The organism is Streptomyces sp. NK08204, assembly GCF_020400585.1.
In the GTDB taxonomy this organism is placed as follows: Bacteria; Actinomycetota; Actinomycetes; order Streptomycetales; family Streptomycetaceae; genus Streptomyces.
In genome coordinates this window covers 89,132-112,844 of sequence record NZ_JAINVF010000023.1, presented here as the reverse complement: position 1 = coordinate 112,844, position 23,713 = coordinate 89,132, and the positions used below count along the sequence as shown (strand labels likewise).

The window sequence follows — 23,713 nt, the reverse complement described above, 5'->3', positions numbered from 1 at the left end:
TCCACGCGCCGTTTGACGGCGGGCGCGGACAGGCCGACCAGTTGGGCGGCGGTCCCGTGGGGGGGGGGGGGGGGCCCCGCCGTCGTACGAGCATGGACCGGGTCGGGCGTTCGTACGGGGACCGGCGGGCGTGCCGTACCCGAACCGCCGTCGGCCCGTGCGTGTTCAGCCTTGGAGGAGCTTCTTCACCGCGGCGGCGACGCGTCCGCCCTCGGCCTGGCCGGCCACCTTCGGGTTCACGATCTTCATCACGGCACCCATGGCCCGCGGCCCCTCGGCACCGGCGGCCTTTGCCTCCTCGACCGCCTGGGCGACGATCGCGTCCAGCTCCTCGTCGGACATCTGCTTGGGCAGGTACTCGGCGAGGACCTCGCCCTCGGCCTTCTCCCGCTCGGCCTGCTCCGGACGACCGCCCTGCGCGAAGGCGTCCGCGGCCTCGCGGCGCTTCTTCGCCTCACGGGTGATCACCTTGAGGACCTCGTCGTCGGACAGCTCGCGCTTCTCCTTGCCCGCGACCTCCTCCTTGGTGATCGCGGCGAGCGTCAGCCGGAGCGTCGCGGAGCGAAGCTCATCGCGCTCCTTGATCGCGGCGTTGAGGTCGTCCTGCAGCTTCGACTTGAGCGTGGTGGTCATGGGCTCGATTGTCGCAGGTGTCCGAACCCGAACGCCCGTTGATTAACGCCCTCTGACATCGACGGCGGCCGGTCCCGGGGCAGGAGCGGTGTCTGACACGATGGTCGTATGCGCGCGCGATACGGAGTACCCCTGGGAATCATGGCGGCAGGCGCCGCCGGACTGGCGTACGCGGCGGGCTTCGAGGCCCGCTCCTTCCGCCTCCGACGAGTGACGGTACCGGTCCTCCCGCCGGGCATGCGCCCGCTGCGCGTGCTCCAGGTCTCCGACATCCACATGGTCGGCGGCCAGCGCAAGAAGCAGCGCTGGCTGCAGTCGCTGGCGGGCCTCCGCCCCGACTTCGTGATCAACACGGGCGACAACCTGTCGGACCCCGAGGGTGTGCCGGAGGTCCTGGACGCCCTCGGCCCCCTGATGGAGTTCCCGGGCGCGTACGTCTTCGGCTCCAACGACTACTACGGGCCCAAACTGCGCAACCCCGCCCGCTACTTGTTGGAGAAGACGAGCGGCAGGCACGGTCTGAACGGCAACCCGCCGGCCGTGGGCGCGATCCACAACCCGTGGGAGGACCTGCGGGACGGCTTCGACGCCGCGGGCTGGCTGAACCTCACGAACACCAGGGGTGTCCTGAAGGTCGAGGGTGTCTCGATCGAGCTGACGGGCCTGGACGACCCCCACATCAAGCGTGACCGCTACGCACGGGTGGCGGGCGGCCCGTCGGGCACGTACGACTTCTCCCTCGGTGTGGTCCACGCCCCGTACCTCCGCGTCCTCGACGCCTTCACGGCGGACGACTACCCCCTGATCCTGGCCGGCCACACCCACGGCGGCCAGCTCTGCATCCCCTTCTACGGCGCTCTGGTCACCAACTGCGACCTGGATACGGACCGGGTGAAGGGCCTGTCGACGCACACGGCGGAGGGCCGCACGTCCTACCTCCACGTCTCAGCAGGCTGCGGCACGAACCGCTACACACCGGTCCGCTTCGCCTGCCCACCGGAGGCGACGCTGCTGACGCTGACGGCCAGGGAGTAGCACGGCCGGGGCGCTGCGGGTCGGGACACAACGACTCAGGGGCGACGCAGAAGGGCCATAACGGATCGGAATGCCGCACATCAGGGTGCGACGGATTCAAGGGTGTGACCGATCAAGGACATACCGGGCCGAAACATAGCGGAACAGCATGTAACCCACCCAGACGCCCCAAATAGCCTCACCCCTCTCCCCTCCTTAGCGTGAGGGCATGACCGCACCGATACCCAGGGACATCCCGGACCTGCCCGCGGTCCCGTGCCCTCCCCTCCTTCTGCCCGCACCGGTCCCGGCCACGGCGGTGGTCGGCCCGACGCGCCGCCCTCTCGCAGCGGCGTTCCGCCTCCTGACCGCCGTGGCGGCGGCGGCCACGGTCGCCCTGGAACTCCTGCTGGGGACCCCGACCCGAACGCTGAGCTACTTCAGCGTCCAGGCCGGCATCCTGGTATTCGTGATCATGCTCATGTCCGCGACGAGGGCGTGGCGGGCCCGCCGCCCGCTCCCCGCGTCCGTGACAGGCGCCGCACTCTTCTACGCCTTGATCACCGCGCTGGCCTACCACCTGCTCCTGGCCCATACGACGCCGCCGTTCTCAATGACGGACGCGACCACTCCCCCGGCCCGCTGGCACGCCCAGTGGGCGGCCCTCCAACTCCTCCACACGGCCGTTCCGGCAGCGGCCGTCCTGGACTGGCTCCTCCTCACCCCCGCGGCCCGCTTCCGCCTCCGCCACGCCGCGACCTGGCTGCTCTACCCCCTCGCCTACCTGGTCTTCTACCTCGCGCGAGCAGCCTCCCTCCCCCCTTCGACCCCGGCCCGCTACCTCTACCCCTTCCTGGACGCAGCCGCCCACGGCTACCGCAGCACCCTGGCCAACGCCCTCCTCGTGGGCCTCGCCGTCTACGCCCTGGCGGTCCTCCTGGTCGCCCTGGACCACACCCGCCCGACCCCGAACCGCCACCTCGTCTGAATCGGATTTCGTCTCCAGCCGCCGGTGGGCTAAAGTAAACGACGTCGCCGCGACAAGCAGTGACACCGGGGTGTAGCGCAGCTTGGCAGCGCGCTTCGTTCGGGACGAAGAGGTCGTGGGTTCAAATCCCGCCACCCCGACAGCCGAAACACCAGGTCAGGCCCGGTGCTGAGAGATCAGCACCGGGCCTGATTTGCTTTGCGGCCCCGTTTTGGGAGCCATTTGGGAGCCGACTTCAGGGAGCGGCTCCCCAGTGGCTCCCAGCGGGAGGTGTTCCGCCTTCGAGCACTCCGTGCGCTGCGCAAGAGTCACCCCACGGCTTGTGTCGAGGAGACCGCAGCCGGTACGACGATCGATATGCACCGACGGTCCCCGTTAAATGACCGGCAACTCGCACTCCGCACCCGCATCGGGGACGGAGCCGACCCCGTCACGTCGGACAGCCCAGAGTTCGCTCTCACCGCCCGCGCGCTCAAGGAGCGGCGTGTGATCACCATGCCCAAGCAGGATGGGAAGTGGCGGGCGGAGATCACTGACGCGGGGCGCTTCTCCCTGGAACACGGCCATCACCCGGACCGGCCAAGCCCGTCTCTTCCCGCGTCTCACGGACGGCAGCGTCTTCACGTGTCTCACCAGGTTCGACCTTGCCGACCGGGAACTGCCAGGCGACCGAACCCTCGTTGACACGACGACGCACCATCAGCACACGTCTCTCGTGAACGATGACGGCTGCGGCTACGCCCGGCTGGTGCTCCGCTGTCTGCCGCAACGCCCGTTCCTCCAGGTTCAGATCACTTGATGGAGAGCAACGCCCGAGTCTCCTCGGCGCACCCCCACGACAGCGTGACGCCGGCGCCTCCGTGGCCGTAGTTGTGCACGACCACGGTGCCATCCTCCCGCACCTCTTCCTCCACACGGACCGTGGCGCGGGTCGGTCGAGCGCCGATCCGGTGCTCCAGGACACGGGCCTGGGCGAGGCGGGGCTCGACCTCGGCACAGCGGGCGAGGATGCCGGCCGCAGCCTTATCGTCGGGGGCCAGATCGCCTTCGCCGTCGATCGCTGTGCCCCCCAGGACGACGGTGTCGCCGTGAGGATAGAAGCACAGCAGATCGGGCGAGAGGCCGGTGTCCTCGGAGAAGAACTCGGTCAGCCCGGGGTTGGTGACGACGACGTGCTGGCCGCGGATGAGCCGAAGGTCAGGATCCGGCACGAGCTCGCGTGCCCCGAGGCCCGCGCAGTTAACGATCACCGACGCCGGACCGACGTCAGAGAGCGAAGTCAGCCGTCGCTGCTCGACCACACCGCCGGCGTCGCGGAGCCGGCGCAGGAGGTAGTCGAGGTAGGTGGGCATGTCGATCAGTGGCACGGTGAACCGGTAGCCCGCCGTGAACCCGGCCGGAAGTTCGGCCCGCTCACACGGTCGGAAACCCGGCAAAGTGGTGGCCCAGTCCGGCGCGGCTTCGGCCGTGCGGGATGCCTCGATGCCACTGGTGAGCCGGACGGCCGTCGCCGGGTCCTGGGCCAGCTCCCGGAAGATCTCCAAGGACCGTTGTCCCCACTGGTCGACCTTGTCCTTCGGCTCGACCAGGTAAGGCCCCCACATCGCCCCGGCCGCCAGCGAAGTGACCCCCGGCACCTGCTCGGCGATCACGTGCACCGAAGCCCCGGCCTCGGCGAGAACGACGGCCGTGGTGAGCCCAGCCACCCCAGCCCCGACAACGACAACGCGCTCCCCTGCGGTCACGAGGCCGACCCTAAGCCCCGGGTGACTTCGACAGGGCATGTTGCGCGAGTCCAAGATTGCCCCTCCCTGTCCAAAACACCTCTCGTGCTGTCGCACTCAACTCCCGCTCCGCCACCCGAAGCGGATCAGAAACTCGTTCTCCTCCGGAAAGGTGTCGTCCTCGCTGAAGTCCGCGAGCCGCTCCTTGACTGCGATCTCAAATTCCGGCAGCCGGTCGCCGAAGAGGTGGGGTGCGGCAAAGGAGGTGGAGTAGAGGTAGCCGAGGATGCTCTCAGCGGTCCAGGTGCGGTGCACGGGGATCCGCGCCTCCTCGACCCGATCGAAGGGCGACTCCTCCATGATCTCGGTGTACGGGCGGGCTGTGGTGCTGAAAAGGTGCCGGAACCGGCACGCCGTTCCTCGCCGAGGAACGTCTTGATGACATCCCGCACTGCCTCCTTCCAGGGGCTGGTCGCGGTCCAGAAGCTGCTGTCCCCGAAGATGGCCACGACACCATCGGGTGCGACCTGGTCATCCAGGCGGGCCAGGACGGCGGTCTGGTCGAGCCAGTGGAACGCGCGGCAGATCGTGGCCAGGTCGGCCTTCCAGCCGACGGGTGGCACGAAGTCCTCAGCGGTGCTCTCGACGAGCGACAGGCGCGTCCCTTCGGGCAGCTTCGGACGCAGCGCCGACTCGGCCGCAGCCAGCATGTCGGCGTCGTTGTCGAGGGCGATGATGTCGTCGAAGCGGCCGAGCAGCGCCTCAGCCACCAGTCCGGTGCCGGTGCCGATATCCAGCAGGCGACGCTGGCCGCAGGACCGGTGCGGAGCGGCCTGGCCCAGGGTCTCGGCGACGTCTTCCGGGATGCCGGGGCGGAACTGACGGTAGTAGCTGGCGGTCCCAGCGAACAGGTTCATGTGATCTCATCCCATGAGGTACTGGGTGTAACCGAACGTAGCGGCTGGTTTCTCGTGTTTGACTACCTCGCGCTGCCTCGCTGCTACGGTCCCGTGTATGACGCTCTCGGTCTCCACGAGTCAGGCTGTTGACCTACGCGTGCGGCCAGTTGACGAGGTTCTGGATCGCGTGGCGCGGTCTCTGCAGGTGCGTTTCCTACCGGATACAGTGGTGCGCAAGCGTCGGTCTGTGGGAGCACGGACCGACCGCGAGACCTGGGTCCGCATCGAGCGACGCCTGCTCGACAAGATCACCGATCAAGGATGGAACGGCGCGGAGTGCGCCGCCCGCTTGGGCGGCGTCGCCCAGCCGGCATGGCGGGGATGCCTGGTCTGGCGGGACACGAACGAACAGGTGATGTGGCGGGCCGACGAAACTGACCTTCTGCCCGCCGCTCCAGTCGGAAACGCCATTCTGAGTGAGACCCCGGAACTCTCGGACGAGTGGTGGGACGGGTTGAACGCCTCTCTGGACGCGCTGGCAGCGCACCAGACAAGGCGGGTCGCCACACCGGACACCGAGACCATCACCCAGACGTCGGTCACCGAGGCCATTCGGGCTGTCTTTCCCAGCGATTTCGATACGACCGTCCAGCGTTGGGTGCCCGCCCACGCCGACCTGAACTGGGCCAACGTCACGGCGCCGGTGTTCAGCCTCTTCGACTGGGAGGACTGGGGGAACGCCCCACAGGGACTTGACTCGGCCTCGCTGTGGGCGAGCTCGCTTGCCGTCCCGTCTCTGGCCGAGCGTGTACGGCAGGAGCGTCGGCGGGACTTCGAGAGCCGGGACGGCAAGCTGATGACGCTGTTCGTCTGCTCGAAGATCCTTGGGCCGTACGCGCACCCTGAGGATCCTCGGTTGGAGCCTGCACAGCGCACGGCCGAGCAGGTCATCGAGGAGCTTCAAGCGGAGTGATCACGCGAGCGATCGCGGAGGAACTTCCGATACTCCTGGACGGTCCGTTCCTCCACCTGGCCTGCCAAGGCTCTGACGAGTTCCCCAAGGTGGGTCGGCTCGTCGGTGCCCACGGCGATGGAGCCGACCCGCGGGAGATGGTAGGCGACTCTGAATGCTGCCTGGACGCGGGAGAGCCGACGGCCGTCCTGGAGGAAAAGGCGCGGCTCCAACCTGTCCCACACCGAGGCACTGGTACTGCCCCCAAAGGGGCTCATCCCCCAGACCTCGCCACAACCCAGATTCCACGCATTGATGAGGTTGTCCGCCGCGGCCAGCGTTCTGGTGCCGACCAGCAAGCCGGCGCGCACCATGAGAACCGATGGCCTCGGCACGGTCAGGTCGACCACGCTCAGCACCGGTGACGGATCCCATGACGCGACCCCCCAGGCGCCGCACAGCCCCTTGGCTTTGGCGTCATCCAGGGCGGTGCACGCCGCTGCAAGCAGATCCTTGTCGTGCGGGACAGCTTTCCGGAGCGAGTGTTCCGGGTTGTGCAGGAACACCAGGTCCGGCTCCCGCCCCAGCTTCTTGGCCGCCTCCTCCACGGCCGAGTTCAGCCGCGTGGGATCCAGGGAATGCTCCGCCCCGTCGGGCCCCGGGAAGTAGCCGACCTTCGTGGAGACCGTGAACTTCGGCAGCAGGTCACCGGCTGTTCGAGCCAGGACCTGGTGCGAGCGGAAGTCGAGGTAGTTGGTGCTGGTGTCGAGCGCGGTGACCCCCAGGTCCAGCGCCCCGGTCAGGAGCTGGCGTTCGTGACGAGACCGGTGTAGCCCGAGGACAACTCGGGGGTCAGGACCGCGCACAGCTCCTCCTTCACCAGGATCTCGGCGACCTCCACCACTTCGGCCCCTGCGACGGCCGCGGCCTGTTCCAGCACGACCGGCCTGCCGCTCAACAGCAGATGCAGCGCCGGCAGGGCCTTGGCCGCGAGGGTCAGCCTCTTCCCCGAGGCCAGGACATCGACGGTCTCCCCGCTCTCCCGTATCCGGGGAGGGAAGTGGGTGGTGCACACGACGGCGTCGAGCGGCCCGAGGATGTCGAGGAAAGGCACATGCCTGGGCAGGGTCGTCTCCTGCTCGTACGCGGCCAGGTAGTCGGCCGGGGAGCGCTCGCCGAGCAGTGCCGTGGCGGCCTTGGTCAGAGCCGCGCTGTCGGGAACGTGCCAGCGGTCCAGATCGTGCCTGAAGATCTCGTGCTCGCGGCTCCAGTCGGCAAGCCAGGAGAGCCAGCTGGCGCCGGTGCGTTTGGTGATGCCGAATGTGACGTGGAGGCTCTTGCCCGAGCCGCTGCCGGTCCTGGTTGCCTGGTGCCAGTGGCCTCGGGGGATGTGCATGACGTCACCGGTCCTCATCACGCCGGCCCAGATGATCTCGTCGCTCGGGATGGTGTTGGGGTCGGAGTCCCGGTACATGGGGACCTTGCGGGACGCGCCCCGCACCTCCCACTCCTTCTCGCCAGCGAGTTGCAAGATCACGACGTCGTGGTCGTCCCAGTGCAGGGGGAAGCCGGCGGCGTCGTTCGTCGTCAGGTACGCGTTGACCTGCACACGCTCATGGGACCACCACTGCAACGCCCGGCACGCGACCTCCATCGTCGGGTCGAAGACGTTGGCCTGGTCGAGGATGAGCGTCGCGCCTTCTCGCAGGAGGTTTCCGAGGCTTCGCATGTTGACCATGGGGATGCTCTGGCCCCGGGGGCTCACGCTGTCTGTGTAGTAGACAGCCGGGTGCACCTCCACCCCCTTCTGGAAGCACCGGAACTGCGGACGATTCAGGCTCCTGCGCATGGCGATGTCGAGCAGCCGGTTGGGGGTCAGGAGGCGGGAGAGGGGCGCGGGGTCGTCCAGACCGCCTCGCGCGAAACCCTTGCCCAGCTTCTCGGCCCCGCTCCATCCGAGTGCTGTCTCGATCGCGTTGATCAACCGATGTTCCATCGCTGTCCTTCCAAGGGTGTGGTCGCCTGATGTGGACACGGCTGGGGCCGGCACGGCCAGTCGTGCCGGCCCCAGCCGCTTGGTGCGCTCGCGCCTACTCGCTGTCGTGCAGGTTGCCGTCGCCGCCCGGCCACGGCGCGTCGCCGGAGCTTCCGGCGTTGTCGGACCGGAGGCTGTCGTACCGGTCGTGGACGGCGGTCAGCTCTTCGACCGCCATCAGCAGGCCGCTACGGGCCGGAGGCGGTGTCGTGCGCTCTTCCACCTCGTGCTCCTTCCTCTTGGGTCTCCCGCCGGGGCTCCGGCGGGAGGTCAGGGCCGCGCCTCACGGCCGTGGGAGAGACGGATTTCCGTGAGGCGGCGGTCATTGGGCGGCCCAGTGAGCCGCAGCTCTGCGCCTACGGCCGCATGGACTGACCGCTCATCGGCAGAACGGCCGCGTCCTGGCGCATGTTGGCCTCCAGGACGCGCTGGTCCAGTTCGTACAGGCACGCAAGGCACGCAAAGAGAGCCGCGTGCATGCCGCTCGACCGGACGGGCCCGATCCACGTCACCTCGACGTCGTCACGGCCACACCACAGCCAGCACTCGCCATGCGCCTGCCACTCATGCCTGTCCCACAGCGCATAGGCCGTCGGCTCGCCGGTGACGGGGTCGATGTCGCCGCGGGTGGGGCAGAAGACCACATCGCGCTCCGGAGAGAGAGCCGCTCGCACTGCGTGCCTCCCCATCAGGCGACCGCCACCGTCAGCGACTTGGGCTCGGCCCCATCCCGGTGCTTGGCCCACATCGCGAATAAGCCACGCGGTCCAGCGGCAGCCGTGCTCGTCTCCACCGCCATGGGCAGCGCCATCTCGGCCCATACCCGCTTACCGGCGCCGGCGGGCTCCCAGGCACAGCGCGCCGAGAGCAGTCGGACCAACGCCAAGCCACGCCCGTTCTCGTCATCCGGTTGGGCACCCCCTGTACGCGGAACCGACGGGTCGCCGTCCAGGACATCGATCACCAAGCGACCGGGCCAGTTGAACACGGTGACGGTGATCGGCCCCGCCCCGTGGACCACAGCGTTGGTGATGAGCTCCGAGGCGACGAGTCGGATGGCGTCGGCAGTCTCCTCGTCCAGCGGCACACCCCATGCGCGTACCTTGTCGACGATCTCGCGCCGGGCCGGGGGCACCTCGGATTCGATACCCGCGAGGACGAACCGATGGACGAGCGTGGGCATGTCGGACGCCTCCGAAGAACTGGAGAGCGGCTCCATCCCCGACGGGGGGCACAGGAATGGAGCCGCCGATCTGAGGAGCCGCTCCGCGAGCGTTCAACTGAACTCGCTCGCCGGCGGCTGATACTCAGTCAACGGCGGTGCCCCGGCCCACCGGAACGTTTCTAGGGGGTTTCTCCTGGGGACGCCTCCCCGTACTCGGACACGCGAAGTAGCCTTCCAGCTACGTCTTGAGCGGACGACAGGAGTGATGACGTGCCTACCGAGCCGTTAGCAGTCCACCCGCTGACCTTCCTCCTCCAGACGCGTGGATGGGGCAAGGCCGAATTCGCCCGGCTCATGCAAGACCACGGGAGGAAGCTCGGGATCCCGCTCGCGACCAACCGGACGACTGTATGGAAGTGGGCACAGGGCCAGGAGCCGGACGCGGACGCCCAGCGCGTCCTCGCCGACCTGCTGGGCGTCCCGTACGAGCAGGCGCGTGCGGAGGGATGGCCCCGCTGGCTCCCCGTCTGGGAGGTGACCGGACTCACCGCTCCGTGGACAGAGGCCGGTACCGTCGAGGCATTGTCCGATCTTGTGGGGAGTGGACGGATGGACCGCAGAGGCTTTCTCACCATCACAGGAGCCGCCCTGACCGGTCTCGCGGCGAGCTGGGTGGACGCGCCCTCCGCCATGGCCGCGGCGCTCAACGGTGACCAGGTCACGGACACGATGGTCTCGACGATCGAGCAGCGCATCAGCACACTTCGCACACTCGACGACCAGCTTGGCGGCGCTCGGCTGCTGGAACAGGCACGAGGCGACCTGGCTCTGGTCACCGGTCTCCTCGGCGGTGGCCGCTACACCGACAAGGTCAGGCTCCGGCTGTACGCGCTGGCGGCCCGCGTGTCACACCTGACCGGATGGATGGCCTACGACGCCGGCCTACGATCCGCAGGCCAGCGCTATTACGTCGGTGCCCTGCGCAGCGCCCGCACTGCCGGCGACGACGCCTTCGGCGCGTTCATCCTCGTGGAGATGGGGGTGCACGTCTCCGAGGCCGGGCGCACCGCCGAGCGTGTCGACCTCATCTCGACCGCCATCGACAACGCGCCACGCTCTCTGTCGCCCTGCACCCAGTCGTTCCTCCACCTGCACAAGGCAGAGGCCCTCTCACGCGACGGCGACCACCGCGAGGCGGGCACGGCCCTCAACCGTGCCACCTCCCTGTGGGAGCGCCAGGTGACGGACGACAACCCGGACTGGCTCGACTGGTTCGGCGAGGCACAACTGCGGTCGACCGAGGGAAAGGTCCTGTTGCGCTCGGGGCAGGTGGAACGCGCAACCAGTTCCCTGGAGACTTCCGTGACGAGAGCCGCCCCCCGGGACAAGGCCGTACGGTCAAGCCGTCTCGCTGAGGCGCGGCTCGCCGGCGGCGACCTGGAGGGTGCGTTGGACGCCGCGAACTACGGCGCCGAACTCCTGGAGGACAGCGTCAGCTCCATTCGGGCCCTGAACCGCCTCAAGGAGTTCTCCACACGGCTGGAGCCGCACAAGTCCGTCCCCTCCGTGCGCGAGTTCCGGGAGCGCCTGCAGGAACTGTCCGTCGCCGTTTGACGTCGACCGTCTCACCAACCAGGGCGAGCCCGCCTCGGTGAAGAGGGCCGCAAGACTGCCAGGATGGCCGACATGACGACGATCTACGGTGAGGTGGCATCAGGGTTCGAGCCGGTGCGGGCGGCGTTCATGGAGAACTTCACCCGGCACGGGGACCTCGGCGCGGCGGTGTGCGTGTACCGGAACGGCCGGCCGGTGGTGGACCTGTGGGGTGGCGTGGCCGACGCCGAAACCGGTGGTCTTTGGACGCGGGACACGCTGCAGCTGGTCTACTCGGCGACCAAAGGCGCGACGGCGACCATGGCGCACATGCTGGTCCAGCGCGGAGCGCTCGACTTGGACGCGCCCGTCGCGAAGTACTGGCCGGAGTTCGCCGCGAACGGCAAGGCTGACATCCCTGTGCGCTGGCTCCTGTCCCACCAGGCCGGCCTGGTCGCGCTGGATCAGCCGGTGCCGTTGAAGGAGGCGCTGGCCTGGCACCCGATGGCGGCGGCACTGGCCGCTCAACGCCCCCTCTGGACTCCGGGCACAGCGCACGGATACCACGGCCGGACCTGGGGCTGGCTGGTCGGCGAGGTGATCCGACGGGTGTCCGGCCGCTCACCGGGCCGCTTCTTCGCCGACGAGATCGCGGCTCCACTGGGATTGGACTTCTTCATCGGTCTGCCCTCCAGCGAACGCGACCGAGTCAGCCGCATGGTGTACCAGCGGCCGGACGTCGATCTCACCACCCTGCCCACCGAGTCGGTCCCCAAGGAACTCCGTGAGCAGGTCGCCGCTTGGCGGGACCCGAACTCATTCAGCAACAGGGCGTACGCCGTCACCGACCCGCCTGAAATCGACTTCGACTCGCCAGAGGTGCAGGCTGCGGAGCTCCCGGCCTCCAACGGCATCGGCACCGCACGCGCTCTTGCCCGCATGTATGCCGCGCTGATCGGCGAGGTGGACGGCGTGCGCCTGCTCTCCCCGGACGCCCTGGCGTCAGCGACCGAGGAGCAGGCCAGCGGGAAGGACCAGGTCATGCTGATCCCGAGCCGCTTCAGCGCCGGGTACATGCTGCCCACCGGGAGCAACCCGATGATGGGCCCACGCTCCTTCGGCCACACCGGCCGAGGCGGGTCACTCGCTTTCGCCGATCCGGGGCAAGGTGTTGCCTTTGGGTACGCCATGAACAACGTCGTCGGAGGGACCGGCGATGTCCGTGCGGCATCTCTGGTCGACGCGGTGCAGAAGTGCTTGAGGTAGAGAACAGGGTCGATATGGCAAGGACGCGGACGTGAGCCACATCAGCAGAGCCCAGCAGGACCTCAGGGCTCCGCTGTTCAGCTACTGACTGAGTGCTCTCTGCCCAAGGCCATCCATGCCTCTATCTGCAGGCGCTCGGCTACAGCGAGGCGCTCCGACCTCACTTCTCCGTCATCGCGTAGCAGCGTAGGTTCGTACACGCCGTAGTCGGCAAGCAGATCCATCGAGATGTTGCGGGCCATGGACCTCAATTGGTAGCCGCCGTTCGCCAGTGCCTCCAGGTAGCCAATGTGGTGGCATGGAGTGCCCGCGTCACTCGTCACAGGCACTCCAGGAACGTAGCGAGCACTTCCGTTGGGAGGGGTGCGGTCGAGGTGCACCTCGGGCGGCGAGGCTGTGCTTGCCATCACGTCGGCATCCCCGTATGCACCTGCCCATTCAGCGTAGGCGCAGGCAAGGTGCAGGATGCAGAGCAGCTGGTGTTCCAGCCGAGTGAGGTTAAGCACGGGGACACCAGAGTCCGCAGCAAGAGTCACCTGAAGAGTTGCTCCGCCGTCCGAGTGCCAGACCGCATGGATCCCCGGCCCTGCAACCCTCATGCGGCCCCGCCGAATCTGGGGCGGCTGCGACAACAAGGCACGCGGCAGAGCGGCGGATGGGGCTCGCCCAGGTTGGGTGAGCAAGCCGAGAAATGAGCGCACCTCCTGGACGAAGGTACGGTCGATACGTCGCTCCGCACCTACAGAAGGAACAACCGACAGCTGCAGCGCCAGGCCGCCGTCGCCGCTCTCGGGGAGCCATGCTGTGTCGTCCCGGAGCTGCCGGCGTACGCGCTGTGTGTGGTCCTCTGCCTGTCGGAACCGGTCACGATAGAGAGCGGCAATCTCGGACTCATCCAGCCAGGCTGTCGTACGACCGAGCCGACGTGCGTAACCGTACCGCTGCTGCCCTTTCCCTCCGACCGGACGGACTGCATGCGGGGCAATCGGACTCCGGGGGATGCCGATAAGGATGTATCCCAGGTCCGGAGTGGCCACGTCGTCCGCGACCATGCGTATCCGGAAGTCAGGAGGCAGGAACGGGAAGACCCGGCTGCGCAGCGCTGCCACGAGCTGATTGTGGATCTTGTCGCTGATCGTCACAGGGCAGAGCCTCCCGGCATTGCCCTGCCCATCCTCAGCGATACCCACGACGATCAGACCACCGCGGGCGTTGGCCATGGCGGTGACATCCTTGGCGAGCTCGTCCTGGCCGTCGCCGTCCTTCGTGTAGGCGTTGTCCTGCTTGAAGTCCAGGTCGATGTCCTCGGCCGCGCTCTGGGAGCAGAGCGCGGCCAGATGGCTTCGCTCAACGTGGTCGAAGTCCGCCCCCACGAGCTGGGCGACTCTGGGAATCCTCACAGTCACCTGAGTAGCGTACGACCGACCGAGGCGCGGCTACGCCAATCTCCCTGCGCGGGACGCCGGTTGAGACGCTGACAGCTATGACCGCGCCGGTTAGACTGTACGATCTTTGCGCATATGCGTTTGGTCAGCGCGCTGGGGGCGCACACACTGACGGGGAGGGGCGCGGGTGTCAGTTTTTGACCCGCAGAAGCTGGTTCCTGGGGCACGACTGCGTCTGCCTGGACATGCGGACCCGGCGACCGTGATCCAGGTACAGCCTGGCAGCTTCTGGGAGTTCCTGCTGGAGGGGGAGGCCGGGGACTTCCGCCGCGTGAGCTTATCCGAGGATGAGCTGCCGGAGATTGAGGTCATTGACTCCACCAGCGAGCGTTCCTTCGACGCAGATGCGCAGTCGTTCCGGCTCGGTGTAGAGGCTCGCCGGATCCGCACTCGGTTCCAGCACGACATGGGTGCTCTGGCCGTCTCGAGCATCGAGCCGCTTCCGCACCAGCTCGAAGCGGTGTACGGCAAGTTCCTCCAGGAGCCTCGACTCCGCTTCCTCCTCGCGGACGATCCGGGGGCAGGAAAGACGATCATGACTGGGCTCTACATCAAGGAGCTGCAGCTCCGTGGTGCGGCCGACCGTGTACTGATCGTTGCCCCCGCCAACCTCGGCTTCCAGTGGCAGCGTGAACTGGATGAGCGTTTCCGGATCGCTGCGCGCCGGATCACGCGGGAGACTATCGATGCAGACCCGATGGTCAACCCTTGGGAGGCAGACGGGGTTTTCATCGTCTCCCGCGACCTGTTGAAGACCGAATCGGTGCTGGAATCGTTCGCTGCTGCCCAGCGGTCTTGGGACTTAGCGGTTCTCGACGAGGCCCACGGCTATACCCTCAAGATCAACAAGCGGGGTGCGATCGACCGCCGCACCGACCGTTACAAGGCTGCCGAGCGTGTGGCGCGCCAGGCTGACCGGCTGCTTCTCCTTACCGCAACTCCACACTCGGGCCGTGAGGAGTCCCTCTGGGGGCTGATGCGCCTGCTGGACGGCGATGCATATGGCGACCGCTGTCCCGAGCGCGTGGAGATCATGCCTCACCATTACTCCAGGACCACAAAGGAGCAGATGGTGGACCTGCGCGGTCGTGCGCTCTTCCGGCCGCGTACGGCTCACACAATCACCTACGCCCTCGAGGGCTCCGAGTGGGAGCTGTACAAGCGGGTGTCCCGCTTCATCACTCAAGGGCTCACCGAGATACGCCGGGAACGGGCCGACAGCGGGCGAGCGTCAGTGTCAGGGTTCGCCCTGACCACCATGCAGCGACGTCTGGCCTCATCTGTCCGGGCAATCACCCGAACCTTGCGCCGTCGGGTCGAGCGCCTGGAACGCGAGTTGGATCAACCCTCCGGCCACTACGCTGGCATCGGGGCCCCTGAGTTCGATCGCGATGCCAACGGTGACCGCCCCGAGAACGAGCGCTGGGCCCTCGAGGAACAGGCTCTCGACCAGGTCGCACTCTTTCGTACACCAGAAGAGGTCGAAGCCGAACTCGAGCTGCTCAGGCCGCTCCTTGCGCAGGCTGAGGAGACCGAACTGCAGGGTGGCGAAGTCAAGCTCGGCGAGTTATGGAAGATCCTAGACACGTACGGGGTGGGCGACGACGCCTCAAAGAAGCTCCTGATCTTCACCGAGCACAAGGACACCCTGGACTTCCTGGTCGACGAGCTGTCATCGCGCTTCGACGTCACAGCGATCCATGGCGGACTGCGGCCGGCCGACCGGGTCCAGGCTGAGCGGGATTTCCGTGAGCATGCACAGATCATGGTGGCCACGGAGGCGGCCGGTGAAGGCATCAACCTCCAATTCTGCCATTTGATGGTCAATTACGACATCCCCTGGAATCCCAACCGCTTGGAGCAGCGGATGGGGCGGGTGCACCGTATCGGCCAGACGGAAGATGTCCATATCTTCAATCTGGTCGCGGCGAACACCAAAGAGGGCCATGTACTGGGCACGGTGCTCGGAAAAATCGAGACTATGCGAAAGAACGAAGCCCTGGGCGACCAGGTCTTCGATGTCATTGGCGAGATTCTGGCCGGCTACCGCCTTCCCGAACTACTCGAATCGGTCATCTCCGATGAGCGCACCCCTGAGGAAGCACTCAACGAGTTCGGCGCACAGGAGGGCGAATTTGACGAGCGCCTAATCGAGCGGATGCGGGAGCTCTCGGAGAAGGCACTGGCTACCGGGCACATCGACTGGCGGCTCCACCGACGGGCTACCACCAGGGCCGAGGAACGGCGCCTTCCGCCGGAGCACCTCAAGCGCTTCTTCCTGGATGCCGTTGACCACCTGCAAGGCCGGGCGGAGGAGCGACTGGATCGGGCCAGCATCAGGGTCTCCCGGACGCCCGACATCCTCATCGCCCGAGATCGTGACCGTGGCACCATGCGGCAACTGCAGCCTGCCTACGAGAGGATCACCTTCGACAAGACGGTCGCCGTCCAACGACTGGCCCAGGACTCGGAGCTTGGCGCACCACGTCCCGAACTCTGTGGCCCTGGTCATCCATTGTTCGAGGCGCTACTTGACCACGTCATTGAGCAGACCGGCGAGAACCTGTCGCGCGGTGCGGTTTTCCACGACCCGGCGCTGAGCGCGCCGGCTTTGCTGCACATACTGCAGGGGGAGGTCGTCGACGGCCATCGCACAACGGTGCATCGCAGCATGGCGTCCATCATCGAGTCCGAAGGTGAGTTCCGCCCCGTCGGCGGCGCTCTGTACGACCTACTGGCCGGAAGGCTTCCCGATCACGAAATGGGCCTACGGCCATCCCCGCTCCCGGAGCAAAAGCTGATCACCTGGGCCCGCCGGAACGTGTACGAGGACCGGCTGATGGAAGTACGGGACCGGCGAAAGCGGACTGCCGACATCCAGGAGGAATTTCTGCACACGTCGTTCCGCGCCCTCCTGGCACGCTACGACGGCGAGCTGTACGACCTCGAAGAAGAGATGGAACAGGGCATCACGGGCGCAGAGGGGCGCTACCGCCGAGTCGAACTGCTGCGTCGTACTGCAGTTGAGCGCCGGGACCGGCGCATCGCCGACACAGCCCGCACCCGACAGGTCGACCGCGGCCCCGTCACCGTCATCGCCCAAGCCTTGTTGCTCCCCTCCCCAGCCGAGCACATTCCGCACCAGACCTCTCGAGGCGGAACGGGAGCCAGCAATGGGCTGAGCGACAGAGAGATCGAGCGCATCGCCGTCAAGATCAGCATGGACCACGAGTACGCCCATGGCTCGGAGGAGCTCAGGTCTGTTGAGGTAGAACACCTGGGGTTCGACCTTATATCTGAGCGTAGGGACGGCACCCGCTACATCGAGGTCAAGGGCCGCTCGGGAGTTGGCTCCGTGGAACTCACGTGGTCCGAGTACATAGCGGCGGGCAAGTTCGGTCCCGCCTACTGGCTGTATGTAGTGCTTGACTGCGCGTCTGAGCAGCCCCGTCTCTATCGCATCCAAGATCCGGTCACCACGTTGGCCGGCAGCTTTAAGCCCACTCAGGAGGTCCGCTACGGCATCGCCCCCGGGCCCATCATCGACGCTGCACAGGCCGCGGAAGGGGACTCGCCGTGAAACGTGCTCTCATCGAGGAGAAGCTCCCCCTCGTCACGGTGAATGCGGCATCCGACCGGGAGAAGCATCTACGGCACGGCCATATCTCCACCATGCACCTGTGGTGGGCACGTAGGCCGCTGGCTATGGCCCGCACCGTGGTGCTCGCTAGCCTGATTCCCGATCCTGGGCCTGAGAGTCCGCGCACCAGGGATGGACTTCTTACCGACATTGGTAATGCTGCTCGCTTCGAAGCAGCCGCCAAACCCGGAGCGCTAGCCCCACTGCGCGATGCCCTAACCGCAGCCTGGCCTCAGCAGCGTGCCAAGGTGCTCGACTGCTTCGCCGGGGGCGGTGCCATACCCCTGGAGGCTGCCCGTCTCGGCTGTGACACGACCGCTGTTGACATCAACCCGGTCGCCCACCTCATCCAGCGCTGCACATTGGAGTATCCCGCCCGCTTCGGCGGCATCGACGAGAACGGCGGGCGCCCCTTCACCGAGGAACTGACGCACTGGGCTGCCTGGGTGCGCGAAGTGGCGGACAGTCGCCTCGTTGAGGTACTGCCCCGCACTAACGATGGCAGCCGGCCCGCGGTGTACTTCTGGTCGCGAACGATGACCTGCGCCGACCCTCACTGTGGCCGCACCGTTCCGCTCATCTCTTCCCGGAAAGTGGCCGACTCTACTCGCCACAAGGTACGGGTCGACTACGACATAGATAAGGACCGGATCGAGCTGCGCCTTGCCGAGGGACCGCCAGGCGACGGAAGCGACTGGCGAGTGGGCACCAAGACCAGCCGTGGGTCACAGGTAACCGCCACCTGCCCGGCCTGCGGTACTGCTCGCCCCGATCGTGAGTTGCGGGCATACGCACGCGAGCAAGGCTTCGGGCACTACTTGTACGCGGTACTCGATATCGACGCCAATGGGGTGCGCACCTACCGTGAGCCCACAGTTTCCGATCTAATGGCGATCGAACAGGCCGCAATCGAAGCGGAGAGCCTGGAGGACTACCCGGACGGCACTACGGCCATTCCGGACGAGCGGGTGACAGCTTCGCAGTACCGGCGATACCCCAATCTGACGTATGGCATTGACACCTGGGCGGGCATGTTCACCCCGCGCCAGCGCCTCGTGCTCGGCGTACTTGCCCAGGCCGTGCGAAAGGCCCACGCAGCGATGCTGGAGCAAGGGGTTGAGCCGGAACGAGCACAAGCTCTGGCAACTTATCTAGGGCTGGCAGTTGATCGGATCGTGGACTACAATTCGTCCTTTACGACCTGGCGCCCCACAGTTGAAGCCCCAAGGAGCACCTTCCCCCAGCAGGCAATACGTATGGCCTGGGACTTCACCGAGATTGACCCTTTCGGTGCTGGTCCTAGCGGCTGGACCAGCGCATTGACCTGGATCACACAGGCATTTCACCATTGCGCCGTTGCCAACCCCGGTAACCCGGTCCGCGTCCAACGAGCAAATGCACAGCAGCTACCGTTCGCCGATGGGGAGTTCGATGCTGTCATCATAGATCCGCCGTACTACGATGCGTTCCAATACGGCGACCTTTCGGACTTCTTCTATGTCTGGCTCAAGCGATCCATCGGCCATCTCTACCCCGAACTCTTCGCTACGGCCCTTACTCCCAAGCGTGCCGAGGTGATCCAAAATCGGGCGCAGCGCGAGTCCGCCGAGTACATATCTCGCGACGAATTCGAGACCCGCCTCCAGCGGGCCCTCAACGAGGTCGCTCGTGTGGTCTCGGACGACGGAATTGTCTCTCTCGTCTTCGCCCACACCGATACCGCTGCTTGGGAACACTTGCTGCGCGCTCTGCGTCGATCAGGACTTGTCGTTACCACATCGTGGCCGATGCAATCTGAGCGCAACGGTCGTACGACCGACAACATCGGCTCCGTATTGGCCTCCTCGATTGTCCTGGTCTGCCGGAAGATTTCAACCACGACCGATGGCTTTTATGACGACGTGGTGCGCGATCTCGACGCGCGAATCACCGAGCGTCTCGAGGTGTTCGAGGATATGAAGCTGTCCGGGGCGGACTACTTCGTCTCTGCCATCGGGCCTGCCTTCGAGGTGTTCGCGAAGTATTCCCGTGTTCTACGGCTGTCTGGTGAGGAGGTGGAGGTTGACGAACTCATGGTGCTGGCTCGACAAGCGGTTGCCCGACACGCCACTCGGGCTCTAACCCGGGGAGAGTCACTGGAGCGTCTTGACAGCAGTTCGCTCTTTTACCTGACATGGCGATGGGCCTACGACGGCCTTGCGATTCCCGCTGACGAGGCTTACATGCTGTGCCGAGCCTTCGACCTGCACCTCGACTCGCTGACCGCCCGCGGTGGGCTGGTGAAGAAGTCAGGGACCGACTACAAGCTGCTAGCCCCCCACGAGCGGGGCCCTCTCAGGCTTGGCCAGCGACCCTCCTGGGTGGACGTCATGCACGCAGCCTGTCTCCTCCACGACCAGGGGCGCCGACAGGAGCTGGACGCACTGCTGGGCACATCCGGCGCGGGTACGGAGCCTGCCTTCTGGGCCCTGGTCACCGCCGTCACCGAGCTGCTCCCCGAGGGTGCCCGCGAGCGCACCCTGTTGCTCGGCCTCGGCGGCAATCGCGATGTTCTTGAGGAACGGGCAGCCCGCTATGTCCCGGATTTCGAGGAACTCACTCTCTTCGGAACACAGCCCTGACTTCTGCTTCGTCCCATTGCGAAAGGATCTCCGCTTCAGTGCCTGGCCTCCCGAGTTGGATCGAAATCGCCCCACCACACCGTGACATCGTTGACGGCACCTTCGACGATGCGTTGTTCGCTGCCGACCTGGGACGCGTCAGCAAGGGAGAGGGCCCTCAGGACTACCTCGACGCCAAACTCTTCGCGCAGAAGACTTACCTTACCGAGAACCTTCGTGCGGCTCTCGTCGAGATCGGCAACCGGCTGGGTGGCGACCCGACCGCGCGGGCAGTCCACCGGATGCAGACCGAGTTCGGTGGCGGGAAGACCCATACGCTTCTGTCCGCCTATCACCTGTTCGGTAACGCTCGTTCCCTTTCACGTACTCAACTCGCTCGTCAGCTTGCCTCATCGCTCACAGGCGGTCGGCTCCCAGAGGCCACCGTGGTTGTTCTCGACGGTTCGGACCTGACCCCCGACCGTGACGAGGAGTCCAACCGCTCCCCCGGCCGTACCCTGCTCGGGCATCTTGCGTATCAACTCGGTGGAAGCGAAGCGTACGGACGCGTCCGTGAACAAGACGAAGCACTTCAGGGAACATCTGTCACGCATCTGGTCGGGCTGCTCAAGCGATACTCTCCCTGCCTGATCTTGATGGATGAAACGCTTGAATACCTTGCGAAGACGATCACGGCGGACGGTGATCGTGGAGTACGCACAACGAATGCTCTGGTCTTCATCAAGGAGCTGGCCACGGCGGTCACCTCTGTTCCGGGCGCATGTTTGGTTGCAACCCTTACCGCCTCTCATTTGGAAGACTTCGCCGGCGTCAATCACGAAGATCTCCTCGAACGCCTGGTGAAAATATTCGGCCGGACCGAAAGTGTAGTGACGCCAGTCGAGGGTGACGACATCTTCCCTGTCCTACACACCCGGCTATTCCAGAGCACTGGGACGGTCTCCCAGAGACGCGCCGTTGCGGATGCCTACGGCGATTACTATACAGAGCAGTTCGGCGATGCCCTCCCGTCTGTCTACCGGGACCCGGCCTATCGAGACCGCATTGAGGCAGCCTACCCATTCCACCCAGAACTGATCGACCTGCTCACTAATCGTTGGGGATCCCTCTCGGGCTTCCAACGAACTCGTGGCGCGCTGCGCACCCTGGCACACACGATCAAGACGCTCTATGCCTCGGGTCACGCCTTCCCGCTCATCCATCCTGGCGACATACCGTTGCATGATCCGGGAGTGAGGGCCGAGGTGTTGAAGATCGCCGGGGACTCCTACAAGTCAGCCCTAAACGCCGACATCATCCGCGACGACTCACGGGCCCGTCTGGAGGACCAGCGGCGTGGTGGCGAGGTCGAGAAGCTTCGGTTGGCCACTGGACTCGCTACGACGGCCTTCATCCATTCCTTTAGTGCCGACAAGGTCCTGGGGGCCTCTGACGCACAGATGACTCTTGGCGTAGGACAACCCGGCTTGTCTCGCGGCACCCTCGAGGACGTGCGGGACACGGTCAAGAACGCCGCCTGGTACATGAGGTATGAAGGGGGCCGCTACCGGTTCACCACCGAGCCCAACCTCAACAAGGTCATCGTGGAACGTGAGAGTGCCGTTCCCGAGGAGGCCATAGTCCAGCTGCTGGAGGTGGCTACGGCCAAGGTGGCCCCCGCCCAGTCTCCTTGGCGTACGCAGATCGATGTGTTGAGCTCAGTGGACGTCAGGGATGAGCCACGCCTTACCCTTGCCCTGCTACACCCAGATCACCGAGTCGAGCCCTCTGATCCGAAGGCCGTGCTGCAGGTGGCGGGTCGAATCCTCAACGAGTATGACCAGTCCGGCCGCACCAACAAGAACTCCTTGGTTCTGGTCGCGCCTGATGCCGGCGCCTTCGGTCGCGCCCGCTCGCTGGCCAGGACCCTTGCGGCCATGCGGGACTTGCGTGACGACAGCCACCGGCTCAAGAAGTTCAATCGGGAACAGCAGGACGACCTGCGAGACCGGATCACTCGTGCAGAGGAGCGACTCCCGGTCTTGCTCGCCATGGCCTACCGACACGTGTATCTGCTCGCCAACGGAGTCGGCGGTGCTTCGCCCACCGTCTTGCACCTGGATCTCGGGGCTGCTCGTGCCAGCGAGACGGTTACGTCGCGCGTCACCGAGCGGATGCGGTCATCGGACGGCCTACTGGACAGACTCGCGCCAGCAGCCTTGCTCTCAGAGCGCTTCGGGCTGATACCCGAGGACGCTGAGGCGATCGAGATCGAGGGCCTACTCAAGGCGTTCCAACGCTTTCCACGGCTGCCAAAGTTGGCATCAGTCGAGGTCCTGCGGGACTGCTTGGTCGAGGGCGCACGCCGCGAAGTCTTTGGATTGGTCTCCGGCTCCAACTGGCAGGCCGTCGACGCGGTAGTTCGTATAGGAGAAGACGTTCTGCCAGGAGAGATCGACTTCCAGCCCGGCACGTGGCTCGTACGAGCATCCCGCGCGCAGGCCCTACGCGCCACACGGACCCCAGATAGTCCCCCTCCGCCTTCTGAAGGTCAGCGGACCGCTTCACCCACTGTCCCTCAGCCACGCACCCCTGGCACTCCCGACAGGCCGTCGCCGACCCCTTCAGCGGCAGGACCCACGGAACTGCGGCTTCACATCGCCGACGTCCCGGCTGACAAACTTAGGGATGTCGTAAAGGTCACCGTGCTCCAATTCGCTGCTCAGGGCGCCGACGTACGCGTCGACATGGACGTCTCCGTGCAGTCCGGGCAGCCGATCCCTCCGCACATCATCGATCTGGTCGTCGAGGAAGGACTCGGCCAACTCGGACTACGTGCAGAAATGACCGTGGAGTAGGCATCCCGCTGTCGTCTCAGCCACAGTCATCTGCGGAAGAGGGCATCCCTCCGTGGGAGCCATCTGGGAGCCAACCCGCTCCCCAAGCCTCTTGAAGACCATCCGAGACCACCGCACCCCAACGCCCTGACCAGGCAAAACAGCAAACAAGCCGGTGATGATCACGCCCGAACCTCGTTCGGGACGAAGAGGTCGTGGGTTCAAATCCCGCCACCCCGACGCCATAGTGCAGGGGCCTGATCCAGCTAGTGGATCAGGCCCCTGACGGTTTTCCAGAGACTCGCCGCGGGCCAGTTCCAGGGCGATCCGGCCCAGCGACGCGTCGCCGGTGTGCCCGGTGGCGGTGGGCCCGGCTGCCGCTATGAGGAGCAGTACGACGGGCAGGGCCAGGCCGTCGTTGACGCCACTCTCCACATTGAGGAGTTCCCGCAGCTTCGCCGGGATCTCCTTGCGGCCCACGATCGCCGACGCGAACACGGGGTCCGTCGGCGCCAGCACCGCGCCGGCCAGGAAGGACGTCGTCCAGTCCAGGCCGACCAGGTAGTGCGTGACCAGCGCCATGAACACGAACGCCAGGGGCATGCCCAGGCCCAGCGCCCGCGCCGGGTTGTGCCAGCTGGTGCGCAGACACGTGCTGGCCATCGGTGAACAGCACCGCGAAGAGCGCCAGGTCGGCGGTGACCGACACGATCTCGCTGTCCGGGGTGATGTGGATCAGCCCTAGGAAGCCCTCGCTGACCAGCGCGCCAGCGAGGAGGAAGAGGAATGAAGTGGACAGCACGGTGCGGGCAGCGAGCCCGGACAGCAGCACCGCGACGAGCAGAGCCACGCCGAAAACGGCAACAAGAACGACCGCCGAGACCGGGGGGTTGACGGGTTCCGGCAACCGAGGCCGCGTCAG

General features: G+C 66.2%; 17 protein-coding genes, 1 tRNA gene and 3 pseudogenes. 9 read left to right on the top strand and 12 right to left on the bottom strand.

The features are described 5' to 3' along the window. Positions 1-165: 165 nt before the first annotated feature. Positions 166-633 carry a GatB/YqeY domain-containing protein gene (locus K7G59_RS27495; RefSeq protein ID WP_225838819.1) on the bottom strand — a complete coding sequence of 156 codons (468 nt, stop codon included), beginning with the start codon at positions 631-633 and terminating at the stop codon, positions 166-168. 108 nt (positions 634-741) lie between these two features. Between K7G59_RS27495 and K7G59_RS27490 the strand changes: the two genes are divergently transcribed. From K7G59_RS27490 to K7G59_RS27480, 3 genes are all read left to right on the top strand, one after another. Then, positions 742-1,668 (top strand): metallophosphoesterase, encoded by a 927-nt coding sequence (locus K7G59_RS27490; protein ID WP_225838818.1) that lies wholly within the window; start codon positions 742-744, stop codon positions 1,666-1,668. Positions 1,669-1,876: 208 nt separating this feature from the next. Then, positions 1,877-2,635, top strand: a complete 759-nt coding sequence (locus K7G59_RS27485; protein WP_225838816.1) for a Pr6Pr family membrane protein — start codon at positions 1,877-1,879, stop codon at positions 2,633-2,635. A gap of 66 nt (positions 2,636-2,701) precedes the next feature. Beyond that, positions 2,702-2,775: transfer RNA gene (locus K7G59_RS27480), tRNA-Pro, on the top strand. A gap of 440 nt (positions 2,776-3,215) precedes the next feature. Here K7G59_RS27480 and K7G59_RS27475 read toward each other — a convergent pair. The 4 genes and pseudogenes from K7G59_RS27475 to K7G59_RS27460 all read right to left on the bottom strand — a co-directional run. Next, positions 3,216-3,404, bottom strand: a pseudogene (locus tag K7G59_RS27475) (NUDIX domain-containing protein); the annotation flags it as partial. A gap of 22 nt (positions 3,405-3,426) precedes the next feature. Then, positions 3,427-4,380 (bottom strand): FAD-dependent oxidoreductase, encoded by a 954-nt coding sequence (locus K7G59_RS27470; protein WP_225838814.1) that lies wholly within the window; start codon positions 4,378-4,380, stop codon positions 3,427-3,429. Between the two features lie 96 nt (positions 4,381-4,476). Continuing rightward, the gene (locus tag K7G59_RS27465; RefSeq protein ID WP_225838824.1) at positions 4,477-4,719 is read right to left on the bottom strand and encodes a hypothetical protein; all 243 of its coding nucleotides are present in this window, start codon (positions 4,717-4,719) and stop codon (positions 4,477-4,479) included. A gap of 200 nt (positions 4,720-4,919) precedes the next feature. After that, positions 4,920-5,276, bottom strand: a pseudogene (locus K7G59_RS27460) (trans-aconitate 2-methyltransferase); the annotation flags it as partial. A gap of 97 nt (positions 5,277-5,373) precedes the next feature. Here K7G59_RS27460 and K7G59_RS27455 point away from each other — a divergent pair. Further along, positions 5,374-6,231 carry a hypothetical protein gene (locus K7G59_RS27455; protein ID WP_225838813.1) on the top strand — a complete coding sequence of 286 codons (858 nt, stop codon included), beginning with the start codon at positions 5,374-5,376 and terminating at the stop codon, positions 6,229-6,231. Here K7G59_RS27455 and K7G59_RS27450 read toward each other — a convergent pair. From K7G59_RS27450 to K7G59_RS27430, 5 genes are all read right to left on the bottom strand, one after another. Next, entirely contained in the window at positions 6,219-7,076 is an 858-nt protein-coding gene (locus tag K7G59_RS27450; RefSeq protein WP_225838812.1) for an aldo/keto reductase, read from the bottom strand. The genes K7G59_RS27455 and K7G59_RS27450 overlap by 13 nt on opposite strands. After that, positions 7,010-8,206: a cupin domain-containing protein gene (locus K7G59_RS27445; RefSeq protein ID WP_225838811.1), complete on the bottom strand. Its 1,197-nt coding sequence runs from the start codon at positions 8,204-8,206 to the stop codon at positions 7,010-7,012. The genes K7G59_RS27450 and K7G59_RS27445 overlap by 67 nt, the downstream gene beginning before the upstream one ends. A gap of 94 nt (positions 8,207-8,300) precedes the next feature. Continuing rightward, positions 8,301-8,468, bottom strand: coding sequence for a hypothetical protein (locus K7G59_RS27440; RefSeq protein WP_157854473.1), 168 nt, complete (start codon positions 8,466-8,468; stop codon positions 8,301-8,303). 133 nt (positions 8,469-8,601) lie between these two features. Then, the gene (locus K7G59_RS27435; protein ID WP_225838810.1) at positions 8,602-8,919 is read right to left on the bottom strand and encodes a hypothetical protein; all 318 of its coding nucleotides are present in this window, start codon (positions 8,917-8,919) and stop codon (positions 8,602-8,604) included. 14 nt (positions 8,920-8,933) lie between these two features. Further along, positions 8,934-9,428, bottom strand: a complete 495-nt coding sequence (locus K7G59_RS27430; RefSeq protein WP_225838809.1) for an ATP-binding protein — start codon at positions 9,426-9,428, stop codon at positions 8,934-8,936. Between the two features lie 252 nt (positions 9,429-9,680). Here K7G59_RS27430 and K7G59_RS27425 point away from each other — a divergent pair, with 252 nt between their 5' ends. Together K7G59_RS27425 and K7G59_RS27420 are read left to right on the top strand one after the other, a co-directional pair. Beyond that, complete coding sequence (locus K7G59_RS27425) at positions 9,681-11,024, top strand: transcriptional regulator (protein ID WP_225838808.1); 1,344 nt, start codon at positions 9,681-9,683, stop codon at positions 11,022-11,024. Positions 11,025-11,096: 72 nt separating this feature from the next. Next, a complete protein-coding gene (locus K7G59_RS27420; protein WP_225838807.1) occupies positions 11,097-12,269 on the top strand; it encodes a serine hydrolase domain-containing protein in 1,173 nt (390 codons plus the stop codon). A gap of 77 nt (positions 12,270-12,346) precedes the next feature. On the opposite strand, the gene K7G59_RS27415 is transcribed toward K7G59_RS27420, so the two are convergent. Beyond that, on the bottom strand, positions 12,347-13,675 hold the full coding sequence (locus tag K7G59_RS27415; RefSeq protein ID WP_225838806.1) for a helix-turn-helix domain-containing protein: 1,329 nt from the start codon (positions 13,673-13,675) through the stop codon (positions 12,347-12,349). Between the two features lie 241 nt (positions 13,676-13,916). Between K7G59_RS27415 and K7G59_RS27410 the strand changes: the two genes are divergently transcribed. Genes K7G59_RS27410 through K7G59_RS27400 form a run of 3 tightly spaced genes read left to right on the top strand, consistent with a single transcriptional unit; the run spans position 13,917 to position 22,812 of the window. Continuing rightward, complete coding sequence (locus tag K7G59_RS27410; protein WP_225838804.1) at positions 13,917-17,294, top strand: helicase-related protein; 3,378 nt, start codon at positions 13,917-13,919, stop codon at positions 17,292-17,294. Continuing rightward, entirely contained in the window at positions 17,291-19,975 is a 2,685-nt protein-coding gene (locus tag K7G59_RS27405; RefSeq protein WP_225838802.1) for a DUF1156 domain-containing protein, read from the top strand. The genes K7G59_RS27410 and K7G59_RS27405 overlap by 4 nt, the downstream gene beginning before the upstream one ends. Before the next feature lie 38 nt (positions 19,976-20,013). Next, on the top strand, positions 20,014-22,812 hold the full coding sequence (locus K7G59_RS27400) for an ATP-binding protein (RefSeq protein WP_225838799.1): 2,799 nt from the start codon (positions 20,014-20,016) through the stop codon (positions 22,810-22,812). A 282-nt stretch (positions 22,813-23,094) separates the two neighbouring features. Here K7G59_RS27400 and K7G59_RS27395 read toward each other — a convergent pair. Beyond that, positions 23,095-23,698, bottom strand: a pseudogene (locus tag K7G59_RS27395) (cation:proton antiporter); the annotation flags it as partial. Between the last annotated feature and the right edge of the window lie 15 nt (positions 23,699-23,713).